Raw genomic sequence first — 22,578 nt, forward strand, 5'->3', positions numbered from 1 at the left:
ACGATGACTGCCAAAATTCTGCTGGTCGAAGACGACCGCGCCCTGCGTGAAGCCCTGGCGGACACCTTGCTGATCGGCGGCTACGACTACCGTGCGGTGGACTGCGCCGAGGCTGCCCTGGTGGCGCTGGGTGAGGAGTCCTTCGGTCTGATGGTCAGCGACGTCAACATGCCCGGCATGGACGGCCACCAACTTCTGGCCATCGTCCGTCAGCGCTACCCGCAGTTGCCGGTGTTGCTGATGACCGCCTTCGGCGCCGTGGAGCGCGCGGTGGATGCCATGCGCCAGGGCGCCGCCGATTACCTGGTGAAACCCTTTGAACCCAATACTCTGTTGGATCTTGTGGCGCGGCATGCCTTGGGGCGTGTGAGTCAGGCCATCAGCGATGGCCCCGTAGCCCTGGAGCCAGCCAGCCGCCAGTTGCTCGAACTGGCCGCGCGCGTGGCACGTAGCGATTCCACTGTGCTGATCTCGGGTGAGTCCGGTACCGGCAAGGAGGTACTGGCGCAGTACATCCACCAGCAGTCCACCCGGGCCAACGGTCCCTTCATTGCCATCAACTGCGCTGCCATTCCGGACAACATGCTGGAAGCCACCCTGTTCGGTCATGAGAAGGGCGCCTTCACCGGTGCCATCGCCAGCGCGCCGGGCAAATTCGAACTGGCGGACGGCGGCACCATCCTGCTTGATGAAATTTCCGAAATGCCGCTGGGCCTGCAGGCCAAGTTGCTGCGCGTGTTGCAGGAGCGTGAGGTGGAACGAGTGGGCGCGCGCCGGCCGATCAACCTGGATATCCGCGTGCTCGCCACCACTAACCGTGACCTCGCTGGCGAAGTGGCGGCGGGGCGTTTCCGGGAAGACCTTTACTACCGTCTTTCCGTGTTCCCCCTTGCTTGGCGCCCGCTGCGGGAGCGTCCGGCGGACATCCTGCCGCTGGCCGAGCGTCTGCTGGCCAAACACGTCAAAAAAATGAATCACTCCGCCGTGCGCTTCTCCAGCGAAGCCCGGGCAGCGCTGCTGGCTCACGCTTGGCCGGGCAACGTGCGCGAGTTGGACAACGCCGTGCAGCGCGCGTTGATCCTGCAGCAGGGTGGATTGGTCCAGCCTCATGACCTGTGCCTGACCGCCCCCATCGGCATGGCTATTGTGCCCGCCGCGCCGGCAGTCGCTCTGGTCACTGTTTCTGCGCCCGTGGTGCCCTTGCCGGTGGCTGCCGCGCCCGCCGAAGCGCCCAGCGCCCTGGGGGATGACCTGCGCCGCCATGAGTTCCAGATGATCATCGACACCCTGCGTTCCGAGCGCGGCCGTCGCAAGGAAGCCGCCGAGCGCCTGGGCATCAGCCCACGCACCCTGCGCTACAAGCTCGCGCAGATGCGCGATGCGGGCATGGACATCGACGCGTACCTCTACGCCAGCTGAAACCTGAGGCGGAAGGGCCAGTCCCGGCAAAACCTTTCGTAGGAGCGAGCTCTGCTCGCGAACGGCCCGAGCGCGATTTTTCGCGAGCAGAGCTCGCTCCTACAAGTTCGCAACCTTCCCCGTAACACCCGTTCCTGAGCTTTTGGCACCCTTGTTGCAGATACCCCTTCATCGGACCGCGTAGCGTCAAAAAATCGCGGCAGTTGGAGGAATGTGATGAGCCAGGGTGTTGAATTCAATCGCTTGATGTTGGAAATGCGCTCCATGCAGATGGACGCGATGGCCCGCGCCAAGCCTGCCCCCGTGGCAGCGCCGGAGGCCGGTGCGCCGAGTTTTGCCGACATGCTCGGCCAGGCGGTCAACAAGGTCGCGGATACCCAGAAGGTCTCCACGGAAATGGCCACCGCGTTCGAGGTCGGGCAGAAGGGCGTTGACCTCACCGACGTCATGATCGCGTCGCAAAAGGCCAGCGTTTCCTTCGAGGCCATGACCCAAGTGCGGAACAAGCTGGTCCAGGCCTACCAAGACATCATGCAGATGCCGGTTTGAGGACGGATTGAAAAATGGCTGAAGCAGCTGTTGCAAAGGTCCCCGCCAAGGCAGATGCACCGGAAGAGAAGAAGCCGCTTTTCGGCCTGTCTTTCCTGGATAACCTCTCGCAGATGAGCATGCTGCGTCAGGTCGGCCTGCTGGTCGGCCTGGCCGCCAGTGTCGCCATCGGTTTTGCCGTGGTGCTCTGGTCGCAGCAGCCGGACTATCGCCCGTTGTACGGCAGCCTTTCGGGAATGGATGCCAACCAGGTGGTCGAAGCCCTGGGCGCCGCCGACATCCCCTACAAGATCGAGCCCAACTCTGGCGCCCTGCTGGTGAAGGCCGACGACCTCGCCCGTGCCCGCATGAAACTTGCTGCCGCCGGCGTGGCGCCCAGCGACAACACCGTCGGCTTCGAGATTCTCGACAAGGAGCAGGGGCTCGGCACCAGCCAGTTCATGGAAGCCACCCGCTACCGCCGCGGCCTGGAAGGCGAGCTGGCGCGCACCATCTCCAGCCTGAACAACGTCAAGGGTGCGCGCGTACACCTGGCCATTCCGAAGAGCTCGGTGTTCGTGCGTGACGAACGCAAACCCACGGCCTCCGTACTGGTTGAGCTCTATCCCGGCCGCGGTCTGGAGCCGAGCCAGGTGATGGCGATCGTCAACCTGGTGGCGACCAGCGTGCCGGAACTGGAGAAGTCCCAGGTCACCGTCGTCGACCAGAAGGGCAACTTGCTGTCCGACCAGCAGGAGCTGTCCGAGCTGACCATGGCCGGCAAGCAGTTCGACTACACCCGTCGCATGGAAACCCTTTACACCCAGCGCGTGCACAGCATCCTGCAACCTGTGCTGGGCAGCGGTCGTTACAAGGCGGAGGTCTCCGCCGACGTCGACTTCAGCGCCGTCGAATCCACCTCCGAGATGTTCAACCCGGACCAGCCAGCCCTGCGCAGCGAGCAGAAGCTTGCTGAAGAGCGGCAGAACAATGGCGGTCCGCAGGGCGTCCCTGGCGCGCTGTCGAACCAGCCCCCGGCACCCGGAGCCGCGCCGCAGCAGGCCACGGGCGCCGCAGCCGCCGGCGTGCAGCCCGGCCAGCCGCTACTGGATGACAACGGTCAGCAGATCATCGACCCGACCACTGGCAAGCCGATGCTCGCGCCGTATCCCACCGACAAGCGCGATCAGACCACGCGCAATTTCGAGCTGGACCGCTCCATCAGCTACACCAAGCAGCAGCAGGGCCGCCTGCGCCGGCTTTCCGTAGCGGTGGTGCTGGACGACCAGATCAAGGTCGACCCGCAAACCGGCGAAACCACCCGAGTGCCCTGGACTGCCGACGAGATCACCCGCTTCACCCGTCTGGTGCAGGACTCGGTAGGTTACGACGCCAGCCGGGGTGACAGTGTCAGCGTGATCAACACCGCGTTCATCGCCGACGGAGCCGAAGAAGTCATCGACATTCCGTTCTACACCCAGCCCTGGTTCTGGGATGTGGTGAAGCAGGTGCTGGGTGTGCTGTTCATCCTGGTGCTGGTATTCGGCGTGCTGCGTCCGGTGCTGAACAACATCAGCGGCGGCAAGGGCAAGGATCTTGACGGCGGCCGTAACGGCGATGTCGACCTGGGCGAGATGGGACTGTCCGGCGAGCTGTCGGATGACCGCGTCAGCCTCGGCGGACCGCAAAGCATCCTCCTGCCCAGCCCGAGCGACGGGTATGATGCGCAGCTCAATGCCATCAAGAACCTGGTGGCCGAAGATCCTGGCCGCGTGGCCCTGGTAGTCAAAGAATGGATCAACGCCGATGAGTGATAATCGCGCCCCCGCCAAGCTGAACAAGGTCGACAAGGCCGCCATTCTGCTGCTGTCCCTGGGCGAGACTGACGCTGCCCAGGTGCTCCGCCACATGGGGCCGAAGGAAGTGCAGCGGGTTGGCGTCGCCATGGCCCAGATGCGCAACATCCACCGTGAGCAGGTGGAGCAGGTGATGAGCGAGTTCGTCGAGATCGTCGGCGACCAGACCAGCCTGGGCGTCGGCGCCGACGGCTACATCCGCAAGATGCTCACCCAGGCCCTGGGTGAGGACAAGGCCAACAACCTGATCGACCGCATCCTGCTGGGCGGTAGCACCAGCGGCCTGGACAGCCTGAAGTGGATGGAGCCGCGTGCCGTGGCTGACGTGATCCGCTACGAACACCCGCAGATCCAGGCCATCGTCGTCGCCTACCTGGACCCGGACCAGGCCGCCGAAGTGCTCAGCCATTTCGACCACAAGGTGCGCCTGGATATCGTCCTGCGCGTGTCGTCGCTGAACACCGTGCAACCTTCGGCACTCAAGGAGCTGAACCTGATCCTCGAGAAGCAGTTCGCCGGCAATGCCAGCACCACACGCACCACCATGGGCGGCGTGAAGCGCGCGGCGGACATCATGAACTTCCTCGACAGCTCGGTCGAAGGCCAACTGATGGACTCCATCCGCGAAGTGGACGAAGACCTCTCGACCCAGATCGAAGACCTGATGTTTGTCTTCGACAACCTGGCCGATGTCGACGACCGCGGTATCCAGGCACTGCTGCGCGAGGTTTCTTCCGACGTGCTGGTGCTGGCCCTCAAGGGCTCGGATGAAGCCATCAAGGAAAAGGTCTTCAAGAACATGTCCAAACGTGCCGCCGAACTGCTACGCGACGACCTGGAGGCCAAGGGCCCGGTCCGCGTCAGCGACGTTGAATCGGCGCAGAAGGAAATCCTTACCATCGCCCGCCGAATGGCCGAAGCCGGGGAAATCGTCCTCGGTGGCAAGGGCGGCGAAGAAATGATCTGAGGCGGCGACCATGGCCAGCAAGGAACAGGCAAGCGAGCTGATCCGCGCCAAGGACGTCAACGTCTTTGATCGCTGGTCGTTGCCCAGCTTCGACCCGGACGCTCCCGAGCCCGCAGTACCAGAAGAGCCGATGACTGCGGCGCCCGAGCCCGAGCCGGAACCGCAGATCGAGGAAGTGCCGGTCGAAGACGTCAAGCCGCTGACGCTGGACGAGCTCGAGGCCATCCGCCAGGACGCCTACAACGAAGGCTTTGCCACCGGTGAGCGCGACGGTTTTCATGCCGGCCAGCTCAAGGCCCGGCAGGAGGCCGAGGTCGCTGTGAATGCCCGGCTCGCGCAACTCGAAACCCTGATGGTTCAGTTGCTCGACCCTATCGCCGAGCAGGACCGGCAGATCGAGGAATCCCTGGTGCATCTCACCAGCCTGATCACCCGCCAGGTGATCCAGCGCGAGCTGCGCGTGGATTCCAGCCAGATTCGCCATGTCCTGCGTGAGGCCCTGAAGTTGCTGCCCATGGGCGCCAGCAACCTGCGCATCCACATCAATCCGCAGGACTTCGAGCAGGTGAAGGCCCTGCGTGAGCGGCATGAAGAAACCTGGCGCATCCTCGAAGACGAATCGCTGGAACCGGGCGGTTGCCGGGTCGAGACCGAGCATTCGCGCATCGACGCCAGCATCGAAACGCGCTTGAGCCAGGCCATGAAGCAGCTCTTCGAGCAGCAGCGCGAACAGAAGGTCCATCCGCCATCAGCCGACCTGGTCATGGACCTGGACTCCCCGGACAGCCTCGACCATGCGTATTGAGCGCGCCAGCTTCGCCAAGCGTCTGGCGGGTTACAACGATGTGATCGATCTGCCCTCGCAACCCCTGGTGGAAGGCCGCCTGCTGCGCATGGTGGGACTCACCCTGGAGGCCGAAGGCTTGCGTGCGCCGGTGGGCAGTCGTTGCCTGGTGATCAACGATGACAGCTACCACCCCGTGCAGGTGGAGGCCGAGGTAATGGGCTTTTCCGGCAGCAAGATCTACCTGATGCCGGTGGGCAGCCTCTCCGGTATCGCGCCTGGCGCCCGCGTGGTGCCGCTGCCGGATACCGGTCGCCTGCCCATGGGCATGTCCATGCTGGGCCGTGTACTGGATGGCGCCGGCCGCGCCTTGGACGGTAAGGGCGGCATGAGGGCCGAGGACTGGGTGCCGATGGATGGTCCCACCATCAATCCGCTGAAGCGCCACCCCATCAGCGAACCCCTGGACGTCGGAATCCGCTCCATCAACTCCCTGCTTACGGTCGGCCGCGGCCAGCGCCTCGGCCTGTTCGCCGGTACCGGCGTGGGCAAGAGCGTGCTGCTCGGCATGATGACCCGCTTCACCGAGGCGGAAATCATCGTCGTGGGCCTGATCGGCGAGCGGGGCCGCGAGGTGAAGGAATTCATCGAGCACATCCTTGGCGAGGAAGGCCTCAAGCGTTCCGTCGTGGTGGCGTCTCCGGCGGACGACGCGCCGCTGATGCGACTGCGTGCGGCCATGTATTGCACGCGCATCGCCGAATACTTCCGCGACAAGGGCAAGAATGTCTTGCTGCTGATGGATTCCCTGACCCGCTTCGCCCAGGCCCAGCGCGAGATCGCCCTGGCCATCGGCGAACCGCCGGCGACCAAAGGCTATCCGCCATCGGTGTTCGCAAAACTGCCGAAGCTGGTGGAACGGGCCGGTAATGCAGAGCAGGGCGGAGGTTCCATTACCGCCTTCTACACGGTCCTTTCCGAAGGCGACGACCAGCAGGACCCCATCGCCGACTCCGCGCGTGGGGTGCTCGACGGTCACTTCGTGCTCTCCCGCCGGCTGGCCGAGGAAGGTCATTACCCGGCCATCGACATCGAGGCGTCCATTAGCCGGGTAATGCCTCAGGTGGTCAGCCCGGAGCACATGAAAATGGCGCAACGCTTCAAGCAGCTCTGGTCGCGCTACCAACAAAGCCGCGACCTGATCAGTGTGGGCGCCTATGTTGCCGGCGGCGATCCTGACACCGATCTGGCCATTGCCCGCCAGCCAACCATGAGCGCCTTCCTGCGCCAGGGGCTCGACGAGAGCGAGAGCCTCGCCCAGAGCGCCCAGCGGCTGGCTGCCTCCCTGGGCATCCAGGGCTGATAGCGCATGTCCCGCAGTCGTGCGGCGCGGTTGGCGCCGGTCGTCGAAATGGCCGAACGTGCCGAGCGCGAAGCGGCACGCATGCTGGGTCGTTGCCAGGGCCAGGTGACCCAGGCCGAGATGAAGCTGGGTGAACTGGAACGCTACCGCTCCGACTACCAGCAGCAGTGGATCGAGGAAGGCCGACGCGGCGTTTCCGGCCAATGGCTCATGAACTACCAGCGCTTCCTGTCTCAGCTCGAGTCTGCAATCGGCCAGCAGATGCAGAGCCTCAAATGGCACCGCGACAACCTCGACAAGGCGCGTGCTGCGTGGCAACAGCGCTATGCTCGCCTGGAAGGCCTGCGCAAGCTGGTGCAACGCTATCTGGATGAAGCCCGTGCGGCGGAAGACAAGCGCGAGCAGAAACTGCTGGACGAGCTGGTACAACGCTTGCCGGCCCGACATGAAGAGTAGAGCCAGCAAAACCCATCAACCCCATATCGATGCGTACTTCAACGCGTCATCTCAGAACCATAAATTCTTCCAAGGCGCCGCTTTCCAGTTGCCCTGCCTCAAGGTGGGTGCTAAATCTTCACCACGCGTATTCCGAACTTGAACAAGGAGCTTTGCATGGCCATCACCTCGATGCCCTCAGACGATGGGCAGGAGCTGACCATCACCATCCAGGGACGATTCGATTTCGGCGCCCACCAGGAATTCCGCGACGCCTACGAGCGCGTCAACTTCACCCCCAAGCGCTACGTCGTGGACCTCAAGGGCACCACCTACCTCGACAGCTCCGCACTCGGCATGCTGCTCCTTTTGCGTGATCACGCCGGTGGCGAGCGGGCGCAGATTCGCCTCGCCAACTGCAACCCCGACGTCCGCAAGATCCTCGCCATCTCCAACTTCGAACAATTGTTCCAGATCGCCTGAGGCCTGCTGCCATGCCGTCGCCGCTGACGATCCTGATTGCCGAGGACAACGCGGCGGACAGGCTGCTGCTGTCCACCATCGTCAACCGCCAAGGACATCGCGCTCTGACCGCCGCCAACGGTCGTGAGGCCGTGGCGCTGTTCCAGCAGGAACAGCCGCAACTGGTGTTGATGGATGCCCTGATGCCGGTGATGGACGGCTTCGAGGCTGCCCGCCAGATCAAGCAACTGGCGGGCGAAGCCCTGGTGCCGATCATCTTCCTCACCTCATTGACGGAAAACGAAGCGCTGGTGCGCTGCCTGGAGGCGGGCGGCGATGACTTCCTTGCCAAGCCCTATAACCGGGTCATCCTCGAAGCCAAGATCAAGGCCTTGGACCGACTGCGTCGCCTGCAGGACACCGTGCTGCAGCAGCGCGACCTGATCGCTCGCCACAATGAGCACCTGGTGACCGAACAGCGGGTGGCCAAGGCGGTTTTCGACAAGGTGGCGCATTCCGGTTGCCTGAGCGCCCCGAACATTCGTTACCTGCAATCGCCTTACGCTTTGTTCAATGGTGACCTGCTGTTGGCGGCCTACAAACCCTCAGGTGGCATGCACGTGCTGCTCGGCGACTTCACCGGCCATGGCCTGCCGGCGGCCATCGGTGCCATGCCCCTGGCCGAAGTGTTCTACGGCATGACCGCCAAGGGCTATGCCATGGCCGACATCCTGCGCGAGATGAACGCCAAGCTGAAACGCATCCTGCCGGTGGGGGTGTTCTGCTGCGCCACATTCCTCAACTTGAGCTTCCAGCGACACTTGGTCGAGGTGTGGAATGGCGGCCTGCCCGATGGCTACCTGCGGCGCGCCGGCAACGGCGAGCTGGTGCCGCTGGTGTCGCGCCACCTACCGTTGGGGGTGCTCGACCAGGGCAGCTTCAACGCGCATTTCGAGTCCTACCCCATCGAGACGGGTGACCGCATCCTCCTGGTGTCCGACGGTGTGCTGGAAACCCGCAATGACAATGAAGAAACCTTTGGCGACGAGCGGTTGCGCGCCGTGCTCGACGCCAGCGGTGACGGCAGTCGTCTGTTCGACGAGATCCAGCTGGCCCTGAGCGCCTTTCGCGGCCATGCCCAGGACGATGTGAGCATGATCGAGGTGCGCATGCTCGAAGAGTCCACCGAGCGTGCCAAACTGGCCTTCACTGACAGTGGCCAGGCCAGCCCCCTGGACTGGTCCGCGTCCTTCGAATTCCGTGCCCAGACGTTGAAACGCTTCAATCCGCTGCCTTTCCTGTTGCAACTGCTGTTGGAGGTCCAGGGGCTGCGCGATCAGGGGGGCGCCCTCTATACGGTGCTCGCCGAGCTTTACTCCAACGCCCTGGAGCACGGCGTGCTGGGGTTGGATTCCTCGCTCAAGCGTAACGCCGAAGGTTTCGCCCGCTACTATCGGGAGCGCAGCGAGCGCCTGGCCGGGCTGGAGGAAGGCTACGTGCGTTTTCATCTGCAACTGGTCCCGGAAGGCCGGGGAGGGCGGTTGCTGATCCATGTCGAAGACAGCGGCAAGGGCTTCGACGTGGGCGCGGTCCTGGCTCAGCAGCCGTCGATGGACAGCCTCTGTGGTCGGGGCCTCACCCTGATCAGTCAGCTGACGGCACGTTGCGAGCCCGCCGAAGACGGCAAGGGCATACACGTGGAGTTCCGTTGGCCCATTCGGGCATAATTTTCTGACGTTCAGTACAGGGAGTGACGGGTTTGTCCAATATCCATCTCGACCATTCTGTGCTGTCTTCCCTGCGGGAAGTCATGGAGGACGAGTTTCCAGTGCTGCTGGATACCTTCCTGGCGGACTCAGCGGAGCGCCTGCGGCAGATCCAGCAGGCGAATACTGTGCAAGACAGCCAGGCCCTGCGCCTGGCGGCCCATAGCTTCAAGGGTAGTTGCAGCAACATGGGCGCTCCCCTGCTGGCGGGGCTGTGCAAGCAACTGGAAGACATCGCCCGGCGTGATCAGCTTACCGATGCATCCGCCGTCATCCTGCAGATCGAGCAGGAGTTCTTCATCGTCCGCGACCTGCTGCAGGAAGAACGTCGCGGTCTGGCCGACTGATCGGTGCCCCCCAGCCATCGACCAGCGTGTTGGCCCATCCTTTGCAATTCTCTTGGCACGAACCAACCCGAGCGGAGAGTGCCCATGCCCGTTGCCCCCGATCTGCTTCTTCAGGCCAGGCCTGAGGTGAAGCCGAAAGCACCGGCCGCAAAAGCCCCGGAAAAACCGGCGGAAACCAGTAAGGGCGAGGCTTCCAGCTTCGCCCAGATGTACGCGAAAGAACGTCAGGCCAAGGCCGCTGAGCGCAATGAAGCGGCGGCCAAACAGGCCAGCGCCAAGTCGGATGAGGCGGCAATCCAGGACAAGCCTGCGACCGACCCTGCCGCCAGCCAGCCGGTTGTTGCCGATAGCGGCAAGCCTTTGCCGGCCGAAGAAGGCGACACCAAGGAGGCTCCCGAAGAGCCCGTGATGGACCCGCTGCTGCTCATGGGAATGACTGGCCAACTGCCCGCCGATGCCGCAGCGGTCGAGGCGGATGGCGCCGCCGAGGCGCTGTCGGCCCTGCCCGTTGCGCCGTCAGTGAACAGCTCGGCGCCTGCCACCCTGAGCGAAACCGCCCTCGACCCGGACCTCGATCAGCTCAACGGCTTGCCGCCGGTGAAGATGGCCCTGGACCAGGGTGCCCAGGCGGCCCAGGCAGCAGCCCAGCAGGTGCAGAACGCGGCTCAGGCCGCGCCTGGCGCGGATCAGGACTTCGCCAGTGCCCTGGCAGCCTTCGCCGATGAACCGCTGGAAGCCGGTGAGGGCGAGCTGGACAAGGCGCTGTCATCCTCCGAGCTCTCGGTTGAGCTGGCCGATAGGCTAGGCGAGAACAAGGGTGAGGTGCGTAACGAACTGCTCGCCAACCGCCTCAATGCCTTGAGCCAGGCCATCAGCCAGCAGACTGCCCAGGCCCAGCGCGCGCCGGTCCTGGTGCCGGGACAACCGGTGGCCATGCAGCAGGGGGGCTGGAGCGAAGCGGTGGTGGATCGGGTCATGTGGTTGTCCAGCCAGAACCTCAAGTCCGCCGAGATCCAGCTCGATCCTCAAGAGTTGGGCCGTCTCGAAGTACGGGTGAACATGACCCAGGACCAGACCCAGGTGACCTTCGCCAGCCCCAACGCCAACGTTCGCGATGCCCTGGAAGGGCAGATGCACCGCCTGCGTGACCTGTTCGCCCAGCAGGGCATGAACCAGCTCGACGTGAACGTTTCCGACCAATCCCTGAACCGTGGCTGGCAAGGGCAGGGCGGTGACGGCGAGCGCCGATCTGCCGGCGGCCGTGCCGACTTCGGTGGGGGCAGTGACGAAGACATCTCCGTGAGCCACAGCGAGATCCGCCCGGCCTCGACAAGTGGTGGACGGGGATTGGTGGATTTCTACGCCTGACGCCCTCTCCCCCGGCCCCTCTCCTCTTCAGGGGGAGAGGGAACCCCGTGACAGCCGCCCCCCGACACTGGTATATCCGCAGCCCTGAAAGCAATTGCCTGAGCTGCCGATTGGCTGGCGAGCTGGCATAACACTTGCTCATTCCCCAGGAAAAGGCGGGCTTGCCCCGTTCGGCGACGGATTATTGGCATGGCGAAGAAAGAAGCGAAGGCCCCGGCAGAGGGCGGTGCAGCAGGCGGTAAGAGCAAGCTGAAGCTCATCATTCTGGGCGTGGTTGCGCTGTTGCTGGCAATCGGCCTGTCGGTGGGCGGTACCTGGTTCTTCCTCAGTCGTGGCGATAGAGGTGCCGAACCGGCCAAAGAAGAAGCCACCAGTGCGCCGACCAAACAGCCAGCCATCTACCAGGAGCTGGCCCCCGCTTTCGTGGTCAACTTCAACCAGAACGGTCGCCAGCGATACATGCAGGTGAGCGTTGCGCTAATGACCCGCGACCAGGCCCAGCTGGATGCCCTCAAGGTGCATATGCCGGTGCTGCGCAACAAGCTGGTCATGCTGTTCTCCAGCCAGAACTTCGAAACCCTGGCCACGCCGGTGGGCAAGGAGATGCTGCGCCAGCAGGCCACCGCCACCGTACAGGAGCTGGCCACGCAGGAAACTGGCGCGGTGACCGTCGAACAAGTGCTCTTCACCAACTTCGTATTGCAGTAGGCAAGGTACAACCATGGCTGTTCAAGACCTGCTGTCCCAGGACGAAATCGACGCGCTGTTGCATGGCGTTGACGACGGCCTGGTTGAAACCGAAACCGATGCCGACCCGACCAGTGTCAAAAGCTATGACCTGACCAGCCAGGACCGTATCGTCCGGGGTCGCATGCCGACCCTGGAAATGATCAACGAGCGCTTCGCCCGTTACACCCGCATCAGCATGTTCAACCTGTTGCGTCGCTCGGCCGACGTGGCGGTGGGGGGCGTGCAAGTGATGAAGTTCGGCGAGTACGTGCATTCGCTCTACGTGCCCACCAGCCTCAACCTGGTGAAGATGAAGCCACTGCGCGGCACTTCGCTGTTCATCCTCGACGCCAAGCTGGTGTTCAAGCTGGTGGACAACTTCTTTGGCGGCGACGGTCGCCACGCCAAGATCGAAGGGCGCGAGTTCACCCCAACCGAGCTGCGCGTGGTCCGCATGGTGCTGGACCAGGCCTTCGTCGACCTGGCCGAAGCCTGGCACGCCGTGATGGACGTGAACTTCGAGTACATCAACTCGGAAGTGAACCCGGCCTTGGCCAATATCGTCAGCCCGAGTGAGGTGGTGGTGGTTTCCACCTTCCATATCGAACTGGACGGCGGCGGTGGCGACCTGCACATCACCATGCCCTATTCGATGATCGAGCCGATCCGGGAGATGCTCGACGCCGGCTTCCAGTCCGATGTCGATGACCAGGACGAACGCTGGATCAAGGCCCTGCGCGAAGACATCCTCGACGTCAGCGTGCCGGTGGGTGCCACCGTGGTGCGTCGCCAGCTCAAGCTGCGGGACATCCTGCACATGCAGCCGGGCGACGTGATTCCGGTGGAGCTGCCCGAACACATGATCATGCGCGCCAATGGCGTGCCGGCCTTCAAGGCCAAGCTGGGGTCGCACAAGGGCAACCTGTCGCTGCAGATCCTCGAACCGATCGAACGCCAGCGCTGATTGCGCGCTACCCACGAATTCAGAGCCAGCCGAGGTCAAGCGATGGCAAACGACATGGACACTACCACTCCCGAAGAGCAGGCCTTGGCCGACGAATGGGCTGCCGCCCTGGCCGAAGCCGGTGACGCGTCCCAGGACGATATCGACGCGCTGATGAACCAGGGTGGCGGCAGCGCCCCCAGTTCGCCGCGTGCCCCCATGGAGGAGTTCGGCAGCGCACCCAAGGCCAACGGTCCGGTGAGCCTGGACGGCCCCAACCTGGACGTGATCCTGGATATCCCGGTGTCTATTTCCATGGAAGTGGGCAACACCGATATCACCATCCGCAACCTGCTGCAGCTCAACCAGGGCTCGGTGATCGAGCTTGACCGTCTGGCTGGCGAGCCGCTGGACGTGCTGGTCAACGGCACCCTGATCGCCCATGGCGAAGTGGTGGTGGTCAACGAGAAGTTCGGCATCCGGCTGACTGACGTGATCAGCCCGAGCGAACGCATCAAGAAGCTGCGCTGAAACCATGCGCCGTTTTCTTCTCGCGGGGCTGTTCTGCTTCCCCATGACCGGTTTCGCCGCCGAAACCGCTGCGACTGCTCCGGCGCCCGCCGCCGCTGCGGCCCAGGCCGGTACTGGCATGGCCGCCCAGCTCGGGCAACTGGCGCTCGGCCTGTTGCTGGTGGTGGGGCTGATCTTCCTGCTCGCCTGGCTGCTGCGCCGGGTACAGCAACTCGGGCCGCGTGGCGGCCAGGTGATCAAGTTGGTGGCCAGCCAGGCGCTGGGCCCGCGAGATCGGCTGGTGCTGGTCCAGGTGGGGGGAGAACAGATTCTGCTGGGCCTCAGCGCCGGGCGTATCACGCCGCTGCATGTGCTGAAGGAGCCTGTGCCCCTGGCTGAAGCCGAAGTCGCCAGCCCGGAATTCGCCCAACGTCTGATGGAACTGCTCGGCAAGGACAAGCATTGATGCCCCTGCACCGCTTTCTCATCGCGCTGCTGCTGGTGCTGGCCGCGCCCCTGGCCCTGGGCGCCGACAACCCCTTGTCAGTGCCCGCCATTACGCTGTCCACCAATCCGGAAGGCCAGCAGGAATACTCGGTAAGCCTACAGATCCTGCTGATCATGACGGCGCTGAGTTTCATCCCGGCGTTCGTCATGCTGATGACCAGCTTCACGCGGATCATCATTGTCTTCTCCATCCTGCGCCAGGCGCTGGGCCTGCAGCAGACGCCGTCGAACCAGATCCTCGTCGGCCTGGCGCTGTTCCTGACCATGTTCATCATGGCGCCAGTGTTCGATCAGGTGAATCGCGATGCCCTGCAGCCCTACCTCAACGAGCAGATGACGGCGCAGGACGCAGTGGCCAAGGCGGAAGTGCCGATCAAGAACTTCATGTTGGCGCAGACGCGCGCCAGCGACCTGGACCTGTTCATGCGCCTGTCCAAGCGCACCGACATCGCCAGCGCGGATGAGGCGCCGCTGACCATCCTGGTCCCGGCCTTCGTCACCTCCGAGCTGAAGACGGCGTTCCAGATCGGCTTCATGATCTTCATCCCGTTCCTGATCATCGACCTGGTGGTGGCCAGCGTGCTCATGGCGATGGGCATGATGATGCTCTCGCCGCTGATCATCTCCCTGCCGTTCAAGATCATGCTCTTCGTCCTGGTGGATGGCTGGGCATTGATCATTGGCACCCTTGCCGGCAGTTTCGGCGGCGTATAGGAGGCTCGCGATGACCCCTGAAGTTGCGGTCGACCTGTTCCGTGAGGCGCTCTGGCTGACCTGTCTGATCGTCGCCATCCTGGTGGTTCCGAGCCTGGTAGTGGGTCTCATCGTCGCCATGTTCCAGGCGGCCACCCAGATCAACGAGCAGACCCTGAGCTTCCTGCCGCGCCTGTTGGTGATGCTGCTCACCCTGATCTGGGCCGGCCCCTGGCTGACCCGCCAACTGATGGAGTACATCCAGACGCTCTATCAGAACATCCCGATGTTGATCGGCTGACCATGCTCGAACTCAGCGACGCACAGATCGGTGGCTGGGTCGGCAGCTTCCTGCTCCCGCTGTTCCGCATCGCCGCGCTGCTGATGACCATGCCGATCATCGGTACCCAACTGGTGCCGACGAGGGTCCGCCTGTACCTCGCGCTGGCCATTGCCGTGGTGCTGGTGCCAACGCTGCCGCCGATGCCGCAGGTGGACGCCATCAACCTGGGCAACATCCTGCTGATTGGCGAGCAGATACTGGTCGGCGCCTTGCTCGGCTTCGTGCTGCAACTGTTCTTTCACGCGTTCGTGGTGGCTGGTCAGATCATTTCCATGCAGATGGGCCTGGGCTTCGCGTCCATGGTCGATCCCACCAATGGCGTTTCGGTGCCGGTGCTCGGCCAGTTCTACCTGATGCTGGTGACCTTGCTGTTCCTGTCCATGAACGGCCACCTGGTGGTCTTCGAGATACTGGCCGAAAGCTTCGTCACCCTGCCGGTGGGCGGCGGATTGCTGACCAACCATCACTGGGAAGTCGCCGGCAAACTCGGCTGGGTCATGGGGGCGGGCCTGCTGTTGTCCTTGCCGGCGGTCACCGCGCTGCTGGTGGTGAACCTGGCCTTCGGCGTGATGACCCGCGCGGCACCGCAACTGAACATCTTCTCCATTGGTTTCCCCCTGACCCTGGCGCTGGGGCTGGTGATCGTCTGGATCGGCCTGGCCGACATCCTCACCCAGTACCAGGTCCTGGCCAGCGACGCCCTGCAACTCATGCGCGAGCTGGCGAGGGCGCGATGAACACGTCATCCCGGTTTTCGACGGTACATGAGCATGTTGAGGCCGTCCTCAGCGCAGCATTGGCAACGCAGGTAGTTTTCCATGGCGGAGAGTGAGAGCGGGGCGGACAAGAGCGAGGAACCCACAGGGAAACGGTTGCAGGAGGCCCGCGACAAGGGCCAGATCGCCCGCTCCCGTGAGCTCAATACCCTCGCTGTGACCCTGGCCGGGGCGGGTGGCCTGCTGGCCAGCGGCGGGGGGCTGGCAGACATGCTGATGAAGCTGATGCAGTCCAACTTCGACCTGCCGCGAGCGGTGCTGATGGATGAGCGCAGCATGGGTATCTGGTTGCTGATGTCCGGGAAGATGGCGCTGGATGCCTTGCTGCCGTTGTTGATCACCCTGCTTGTGGTGTCCATTGCCGGCCCTATTTCCCTCGGCGGTTGGCTGTTCTCCACCGAAGCCCTGATGCCCAAGTTCAGCCGGATGAATCCGCTGTCCGGGCTCAAGCGGATGTTCTCCCTGCACGCGCTGGCTGAGCTGCTCAAGGCGCTGGCCAAGTTCGTGCTGATCCTGCTGGTGGCGCTGGCCGTGCTCAGCTCAGACCGCGACGATCTCCTGGCTATCGCCCATGAACCCCTGGACATGGCCATCCTTCACAGCGTCCGGGTGGTGGGCTGGAGCGCGGTTTGGCTGGCCTGTGGCCTGATCCTGATCGCTGCCGTGGACGTGCCGTTCCAGCTCTGGGACAACAAGCAGAAGTTGATGATGACCAAGCAGGAGGTGCGCGACGAGTACAAGGACACCGAGGGCAAGCCTGAGGTCAAGTCGCGCATCCGTCGCCTGCAGCGGGAAATGGCTGAGCGCCGAATGATGGCTGCCGTGCCGCAGGCGGACGTGGTCATCACCAACCCGACCCATTTCGCCGTGGCCCTGAAGTACGACGCCGAAAAGGGTGGCGCGCCGGTGTTGCTGGCCAAGGGCAATGATTTCACTGCGTTGAAGATCCGCGAGATCGCCCAGGAGCGCCAGGTGATGGTGCTGGAGTCCCCGGCCCTGGCGCGGGCGGTCTACTACTCCACCGAGCTGGATCAGGAAATCCCCGCCGGCCTCTACCTGGCCGTGGCCCAGGTGCTGGCCTACGTCTATCAGCTCAAGCAGTTCCGCGCCGGCCGCGGCAAACGCCCGGCGCCACTGAACAACCTGCCGATTCCGCCGGATTTGCGGCGCGACGAGTAATCCTCGCGGAAGCAGCTCTGCCTTTCTGTGGGGGCGAATTCATTCGCGGAGCAGACCGCAGGTCTGCCCTGGGATCGAATGGGGTGGCTTGGCCACCCTTAGCGAATTCATCGGCTATGTCTGCATGACATGTTGTAGGCAGCTGCATTGCTCGTAGGGGCTGGCTTGCCAGCGAATGGCCCCGTTTCGCTGGCAAGCCAGCTCCTACAAGGCTCTTGGCCCGAGGGTAAGTCGCTCGCAACAGCTAACGCAGACATAGCGAATAAGTTCGCCCCCACAACCATCTCCCTGAGAAATCCTTTATCTGAATCAATCTCTTAACGAAGTTGGAAAGCTTCTTGCACAAGGGGGATCAGGACGCATCGACGCGTCAAAAGATTGGATGTGCGGAGCCAGGCTTCGCGAAAGGGGTAGGGGAGTACCAGTGGATCGTACGCAACTGATCGGCAATGTCCGCAACAACCTGGTGGGCATTGGACGTGGCAACCTCGGCGTGCCGCTGCTGGTCCTGGTGATGCTGGGCATGATGACCTTGCCGGTACCGCCGTTCCTGCTGGACGTCTTCTTCACCTTCAACATTGCCCTATCGATCGTGGTGCTGCTGGTCAGCGTCTACGCCTTGCGCCCACTCGATTTCGCCGTTTTCCCGACCATCCTGCTGGTCGCCACCCTGTTGCGTCTGGCGTTGAACGTCGCCTCCACCCGCGTGGTGCTGCTCCACGGCCAGGAGGGCCACGACGCCGCGGGCAAGGTTATCCAGGCCTTCGGCGATGTCGTGGTAGGCGGCAACTACGTGGTCGGTGCCGTGGTCTTCGCGATCCTGATGATCATCAACTTCGTAGTGGTCACCAAGGGTGCCGGGCGTATCTCCGAGGTGAGTGCGCGTTTCACCCTGGATGCCATGCCGGGCAAACAGATGGCGATCGACGCCGACCTCAACGCTGGCCTCATCGACCAGGCCGAAGCCAAGAAGCGCCGCTCCGAGGTTTCCCAGGAAGCCGATTTTTACGGCTCCATGGACGGTGCGAGCAAGTTCGTGCGCGGTGACGCCATCGCCGGCCTGCTGATTCTCTTCATCAACCTCATCGGCGGCATGGCCATCGGCATGCTGCAGCATGGCCTGAGCTTCAGCGACGCCGGGCGCATCTACTCGCTGCTGACCATCGGTGACGGCCTGGTGGCGCAGATTCCTTCGCTGCTGCTGTCCACTGCGGCGGCCATCATGGTGACCCGCGTGTCTTCCTCCGAGGACATGGGCCAGCAGGTCAATCGCCAGATGTTCGCCTCGCCCAAGGCGCTGGCGGTGTCCGCTGCGATCCTTATCGCCATGGGCCTGGTGCCCGGTATGCCCCATGTGTCCTTCATCGGCCTGGGTCTGGTTGCCGCTGGTGGCGCCTGGTTGATCTGGCAGAAGCAGAAGAAGGTCACGGAAGAAGCTGTCCAGGAAGAAAAGCGCCAGCAGGAACTGTTGCCCGCCCAGCGCGCGCAGGAAACCAAGGAACTGGGTTGGGACGACGTGATTCCGGTCGACCTGGTAGGCCTGGAAGTTGGCTATCGGCTGATTCCGTTGGTAGACCGTAACCAGGGTGGTCAGCTGCTGGCACGGATCAAGGGGGTTCGCAAGAAGCTGTCCCAGGAGATGGGCTTCCTGATGCCTTCGGTGCATATCCGCGACAACCTCGACCTGCTGCCCAATGCCTATCGCCTGACCCTGATGGGTGTCAGCGTGGCTGAGGCGGAGGTCTACCCGGACCGCGAGCTGGCGATCAACCCCGGCCAGGTGTTCGGCTCCCTCAACGGCGTTGCCGCCAAGGATCCGGCATTCGGGCTGGAAGCGGTGTGGATCGATGCCAGCCAGCGCGACCAGGCGCAATCGCTCGGCTATACGGTGGTCGATGCGAGCACCGTGGTCGCTACGCACCTGAACCAGGTGCTGCACAAGCACGCTCACGAGCTACTGGGTCATGAAGAAGTCCAGCAACTGATGCAGAACCTGGCCAAGAGTTCGCCGCGCCTCGCCGAAGAGTTGGTGCCGGGCATGATTTCGCTGTCGACCTTGTTGAAGGTGCTCCAGGCGCTGCTGCAGGAACAGGTGCCGGTACGCGACATCCGCACCATCGCCGAAGCCATCGCCAACGTGGCGCCCAAGAGTCAAGATCCCGCCGCTCTGGTGGCGGCGGTTCGTGTGTCGCTGGCCCGCGCAATCGTGCAAAGCATTGTGGGACTAGAGCCGGAGCTGCCTGTGATTACTCTGGAACCCAGGTTGGAACAGATATTGCTCAATAGTCTGCAGAAGGCCGGACAAGGTTCGGAAGATGGCGTTCTCCTCGAACCCGGAATGGCCGAGAAGCTGCAACGTTCCCTGGTGGAAGCGGCGCAGCGCCAGGAAATGCTCGGCAAGCAGGCGATCCTGCTGGTGGCCGGGCCGATCCGGGCGATGATGTCGCGCTTCGCAAGGCTCGCCGTGCCGACCATGCACGTACTGGCCTACCAGGAAATACCGGACAACAAGCAGGTCACCATAGTCGCGACTGTGGGGCAGAACTAACCGAGGTCAAAGACCATGCAGGTCAAACGCTTCTTCGCCGCCGATATGCGTCAAGCCATGAAGTTGGTGCGTGATGAACTGGGCGCGGATGCCGCCATCATCGGTAATCGTCGGGTTGCCGGCGGTGTCGAGCTGACCGCGGCGCTGGACTACCCGATGCCCGCTCCGGCCCCGAGCAAGCCCAACCCCGCGCTCGAGGCCGAGTTGCGCAAGACTCAGGCGCGCATCGCCGAGGCGCAGGCCGAACTGACCACCCGTGCCCAGGCTGACGCTGGCAAGGACCGTCAATTGTTCGCCGGCCAGCCCCTGACCGCCATCGAGTCGGAATTGCCGGAAGCCGCCCTGGCCGCAGCCATGAGCCGCCCACGTCCGGTGGCCCGCCCGGTGGAACCGGTCAGTGCGCCCAGATCCGCCGCTGTGGACCAGGCTGCCCTGGATGCCATGCGTTTCGAGTTGAGTGGCCTGCGTGAACTGATTGAAGTGCAACTGGGTTCCATCGCCTGGGGTCAGATGCAGAGCCGTCGTCCGCAACAGGCCAGCCTCTGGCGCCGCCTGCAGCGCATGGGGCTGCCGGCTGAACTGGCCCGCACCCTGCTGGACAAGGTGGCCAAGGTCAACGAGCCGCGTCAGGCCTGGCGCATGCTGCTGGCGCACCTGGCCCATGCCATTCGCACGCCGCAGATCGAACCGATGGAAGAGGGCGGTGTGATTGCGCTGGTCGGACCTGCCGGCATGGGCAAGACCACCACCCTGGCCAAGCTGGCCGCCCGCTACGTGCTCAAGTACGGCGCCCAGAGCGTCGCCCTGGTGAGCATGGACAGCTTCCGCATCGGCGCCCAGGAGCAGATCAAGACCCTTGGCCGCATCCTCAATGTGCCGGTGACCCTGGTCGACCCGGGGCAGTCTCTGACCCAGGCCCTGGCCCCTCTGGTCCGCAAGCGCGTGGTGCTGATCGATACCGCCGGTCTGCCGGGCAACGATCCGGCCCTGGCCATGCAGCTCGAAGCCCTGGCCAGCCGGGCGATAAACGCGAAGAATTACCTGGTGATGGCCGCCACGAGCCAGAGCCAGGTACTCAAGGCGGCCTATCACAGCTACAAACGTTGCGGCCTGGTCGGTTGCGTCATTACCAAGGCAGACGAAGCGGCCAGCCTGGGTGAGGTTCTGGGGCTGGCTATCGGCCAGCATCTCCCGGTAGCCTATCTGGCCGACGGCCCGCGAATTCCGGATGATCTGCAGGTTCCCCGCAGCCATCAACTGGTGAGCCGCGCGGTCAGCCTTCAGGCGCCTGAAGACCCGAGTGAAGAGGCAATGGCCGATCTGTTCGCCGGCCTCTACCAGAATCCGGCGCGTCGCGCCGGTTGAAGAATTGTGAACCGCCCCCCCTAGGGGCGGTGCTGGACCGCCAAATGGCCCCTAAGGCAAGGTATTTGAAATGGGTAGTATGCATCCCGTACAGGTGATCGCGGTGACCGGCGGCAAGGGCGGCGTCGGTAAGACCAACGTGTCGGTGAACCTTTCGCTGGCCCTGGCCGAGCTCGGCCGTCGCGTCATGTTGTTGGACGCCGACCTTGGCCTGGCCAATGTCGACGTCCTGCTCGGCCTCACCGCCAAGCGCACCCTGGCCGATGTGATCAATGGCGAATGTGACCTGCGCGACGTGCTGTTGCAAGGACCGGGGGGCATCCGCATCGTCCCGGCCGCCTCCGGCACCCAGAGCATGGTGCAGCTTTCGCCCATGCAGCACGCCGGCCTGATCCAGGCATTCAGCGATATCAGCGACAACCTCGACGTGCTGGTGATCGACACCGCCGCCGGCATCGGCGATTCGGTGGTCAGCTTCGTTCGCGCGGCCCAGGAGGTGATTGTGGTGGTCTGCGACGAGCCAACTTCCATCACCGATGCCTATGCGCTGATCAAGTTGCTCAACCGCGATTACGGCATGAGCCGCTTCCGCGTGCTGGCCAACATGGCCCACAGCCCGCAGGAAGGGCGCAACCTGTTCGCCAAGCTGACCAAGGTCACCGACCGTTTCCTCGACGTCGCGCTGCAGTATGTGGGCGCCGTTCCCTATGACGAGTCGGTGCGCAAGGCCGTACAGAAACAGCGTGCGGTCTATGAAGCCTTCCCGCGCTCGAAGTGCTCGCTGGCCTTCAAGGCCATCGCACAGAAAGTCGACAGCTGGCCGCTGCCGGCCAACCCGCGGGGCCACCTGGAGTTCTTCGTCGAGCGGCTGGTCAAACAGCCCTCCGCGGAAAGCCCCGTATGACACCCGCCACTGGACTGCGTATGTACGGCAAGGCTCAGGCAAGGGATTCGCAACATCAGCTGATCGAGCGCTATGCGCCCCTGGTCAAGCGAATCGCGTATCACTTGCTTGCGCGCCTGCCAGCCAGCGTGCAGGTCGAAGACCTGATGCAGTCCGGGATGATCGGCTTGCTCGAAGCCTCGAAGAAATACGACGGCAGCAAGGGCGCCAGTTTCGAGACCTACGCCGGCATCCGTATTCGCGGGGCCATGCTCGACGAGGTCCGCAAGGGCGACTGGGCACCGCGTTCGGTGCACCGCAATACCCGTATGGTGAGCGACGCAATCCGTACGATCGAAGCCAGAACAGGACGCGACGCTAAAGATCAGGAAGTTGCTGCCGAACTTGGATTGAGTCTCGAAGACTACTACGGCATCCTGAGCGACACCTTGGGCAGCCGCCTGTTCAGCTTCGACGACCTGTTGCAGGACGGCGAGCAGGGTGGTGTGCACGAGGACGCCGGTGTCACCCAATTCTCACCTTCCCATGATCTGGAAGAAGACCGCTTCCAGGCCGCGCTGGCGGATGCCATCGCGAACCTGCCGGAGCGTGAGCGCCTGGTGTTGGCGCTGTATTACGACGAAGAACTGAACTTGAAGGAAATCGGTGAAGTGCTGGGGGTCAGCGAATCGCGAGTCAGCCAGTTGCATAGCCAGTGCGCGGCACGCCTGCGCGCACGGCTCGGTGAATGGCGCGCGCGCTGAACGGCACACCACTGCCAGATTTGAACGGCGCACCCGGCAAGAG

The 22,578-nt window shown here is 63.6% G+C and carries 23 protein-coding genes; all 23 read left to right on the plus strand.

What is annotated here, in order from left to right; genetic code table 11:
- Window positions 1-3: 3 nt before the first annotated feature.
- The 23 genes from fleR (at window position 4) to fliA (ending at window position 22,535) form a co-directional block, all read left to right on the plus strand.
- A complete protein-coding gene (gene fleR / locus AAHM40_RS03845; RefSeq protein WP_342243486.1) occupies window positions 4-1,419 on the plus strand; it encodes a sigma-54-dependent response regulator transcription factor FleR in 1,416 nt (471 codons plus the stop codon).
- Between the two features lie 216 nt (window positions 1,420-1,635).
- Window positions 1,636-1,968, plus strand: a complete 333-nt coding sequence (fliE, locus tag AAHM40_RS03850) for a flagellar hook-basal body complex protein FliE (protein ID WP_028626544.1) — start codon at window positions 1,636-1,638, stop codon at window positions 1,966-1,968.
- 14 nt (window positions 1,969-1,982) lie between these two features.
- Entirely contained in the window at window positions 1,983-3,761 is a 1,779-nt protein-coding gene (gene fliF, locus AAHM40_RS03855; protein WP_342243487.1) for a flagellar basal-body MS-ring/collar protein FliF, read from the plus strand.
- On the plus strand, window positions 3,754-4,770 hold the full coding sequence (gene fliG, locus AAHM40_RS03860; RefSeq protein ID WP_028626546.1) for a flagellar motor switch protein FliG: 1,017 nt from the start codon (window positions 3,754-3,756) through the stop codon (window positions 4,768-4,770). Before fliF ends, fliG begins: the two co-directional genes overlap by 8 nt.
- 10 nt (window positions 4,771-4,780) lie before the next feature.
- A complete protein-coding gene (fliH, locus tag AAHM40_RS03865) occupies window positions 4,781-5,575 on the plus strand; it encodes a flagellar assembly protein FliH (RefSeq protein ID WP_342243488.1) in 795 nt (264 codons plus the stop codon).
- Window positions 5,565-6,917, plus strand: a complete 1,353-nt coding sequence (fliI, locus tag AAHM40_RS03870; protein WP_028626548.1) for a flagellar protein export ATPase FliI — start codon at window positions 5,565-5,567, stop codon at window positions 6,915-6,917. The genes fliH and fliI overlap by 11 nt, the downstream gene beginning before the upstream one ends.
- A gap of 6 nt (window positions 6,918-6,923) precedes the next feature.
- Window positions 6,924-7,373 carry a flagellar export protein FliJ gene (gene fliJ / locus AAHM40_RS03875; RefSeq protein WP_342243489.1) on the plus strand — a complete coding sequence of 150 codons (450 nt, stop codon included), beginning with the start codon at window positions 6,924-6,926 and terminating at the stop codon, window positions 7,371-7,373.
- Between the two features lie 156 nt (window positions 7,374-7,529).
- Window positions 7,530-7,835 carry an STAS domain-containing protein gene (locus AAHM40_RS03880; protein WP_028626550.1) on the plus strand — a complete coding sequence of 102 codons (306 nt, stop codon included), beginning with the start codon at window positions 7,530-7,532 and terminating at the stop codon, window positions 7,833-7,835.
- A gap of 11 nt (window positions 7,836-7,846) precedes the next feature.
- On the plus strand, window positions 7,847-9,541 hold the full coding sequence (locus AAHM40_RS03885; protein WP_342243490.1) for an ATP-binding SpoIIE family protein phosphatase: 1,695 nt from the start codon (window positions 7,847-7,849) through the stop codon (window positions 9,539-9,541).
- Window positions 9,542-9,573: 32 nt separating this feature from the next.
- Entirely contained in the window at window positions 9,574-9,927 is a 354-nt protein-coding gene (locus AAHM40_RS03890) for an Hpt domain-containing protein (RefSeq protein ID WP_342243491.1), read from the plus strand.
- A gap of 84 nt (window positions 9,928-10,011) precedes the next feature.
- Window positions 10,012-11,295 (plus strand): flagellar hook-length control protein FliK, encoded by a 1,284-nt coding sequence (locus AAHM40_RS03895; RefSeq protein ID WP_342243492.1) that lies wholly within the window; start codon window positions 10,012-10,014, stop codon window positions 11,293-11,295.
- Window positions 11,296-11,484: 189 nt separating this feature from the next.
- Window positions 11,485-12,003: a flagellar basal body-associated protein FliL gene (gene fliL / locus AAHM40_RS03900; RefSeq protein ID WP_342243493.1), complete on the plus strand. Its 519-nt coding sequence runs from the start codon at window positions 11,485-11,487 to the stop codon at window positions 12,001-12,003.
- Between the two features lie 13 nt (window positions 12,004-12,016).
- Window positions 12,017-12,988, plus strand: a complete 972-nt coding sequence (fliM, locus tag AAHM40_RS03905) for a flagellar motor switch protein FliM (protein ID WP_028626555.1) — start codon at window positions 12,017-12,019, stop codon at window positions 12,986-12,988.
- 54 nt (window positions 12,989-13,042) lie between these two features.
- The gene (fliN, locus tag AAHM40_RS03910) at window positions 13,043-13,498 is read left to right on the plus strand and encodes a flagellar motor switch protein FliN (protein ID WP_446731532.1); all 456 of its coding nucleotides are present in this window, start codon (window positions 13,043-13,045) and stop codon (window positions 13,496-13,498) included.
- Window positions 13,499-13,502: 4 nt separating this feature from the next.
- Window positions 13,503-13,943: a flagellar biosynthetic protein FliO gene (gene fliO, locus AAHM40_RS03915; protein WP_342243494.1), complete on the plus strand. Its 441-nt coding sequence runs from the start codon at window positions 13,503-13,505 to the stop codon at window positions 13,941-13,943.
- The gene (gene fliP, locus AAHM40_RS03920; RefSeq protein ID WP_342243495.1) at window positions 13,943-14,698 is read left to right on the plus strand and encodes a flagellar type III secretion system pore protein FliP; all 756 of its coding nucleotides are present in this window, start codon (window positions 13,943-13,945) and stop codon (window positions 14,696-14,698) included. Before fliO ends, fliP begins: the two co-directional genes overlap by 1 nt.
- A gap of 10 nt (window positions 14,699-14,708) precedes the next feature.
- Entirely contained in the window at window positions 14,709-14,978 is a 270-nt protein-coding gene (gene fliQ / locus AAHM40_RS03925) for a flagellar biosynthesis protein FliQ (protein ID WP_077521921.1), read from the plus strand.
- Between the two features lie 2 nt (window positions 14,979-14,980).
- A complete protein-coding gene (gene fliR, locus AAHM40_RS03930) occupies window positions 14,981-15,757 on the plus strand; it encodes a flagellar biosynthetic protein FliR (RefSeq protein WP_274802908.1) in 777 nt (258 codons plus the stop codon).
- An 81-nt stretch (window positions 15,758-15,838) separates the two neighbouring features.
- A complete protein-coding gene (flhB, locus tag AAHM40_RS03935) occupies window positions 15,839-16,975 on the plus strand; it encodes a flagellar biosynthesis protein FlhB (RefSeq protein ID WP_342243496.1) in 1,137 nt (378 codons plus the stop codon).
- Between the two features lie 424 nt (window positions 16,976-17,399).
- The gene (flhA, locus tag AAHM40_RS03940; protein ID WP_342243497.1) at window positions 17,400-19,523 is read left to right on the plus strand and encodes a flagellar biosynthesis protein FlhA; all 2,124 of its coding nucleotides are present in this window, start codon (window positions 17,400-17,402) and stop codon (window positions 19,521-19,523) included.
- Window positions 19,524-19,538: 15 nt separating this feature from the next.
- A complete protein-coding gene (flhF, locus tag AAHM40_RS03945; RefSeq protein ID WP_342243498.1) occupies window positions 19,539-20,888 on the plus strand; it encodes a flagellar biosynthesis protein FlhF in 1,350 nt (449 codons plus the stop codon).
- 70 nt (window positions 20,889-20,958) lie between these two features.
- Complete coding sequence (fleN, locus tag AAHM40_RS03950) at window positions 20,959-21,792, plus strand: flagellar synthesis regulator FleN (protein ID WP_280282531.1); 834 nt, start codon at window positions 20,959-20,961, stop codon at window positions 21,790-21,792.
- Window positions 21,789-22,535, plus strand: a complete 747-nt coding sequence (gene fliA / locus AAHM40_RS03955; RefSeq protein WP_028626565.1) for an RNA polymerase sigma factor FliA — start codon at window positions 21,789-21,791, stop codon at window positions 22,533-22,535. The genes fleN and fliA overlap by 4 nt, the downstream gene beginning before the upstream one ends.
- Window positions 22,536-22,578: the final 43 nt, after the last annotated feature.

The sequence above is a fragment of the Pseudomonas sp. OTU5201 genome (assembly GCF_038440135.1).
Lineage (GTDB): Bacteria > Pseudomonadota > Gammaproteobacteria > Pseudomonadales > Pseudomonadaceae > Metapseudomonas > Metapseudomonas resinovorans.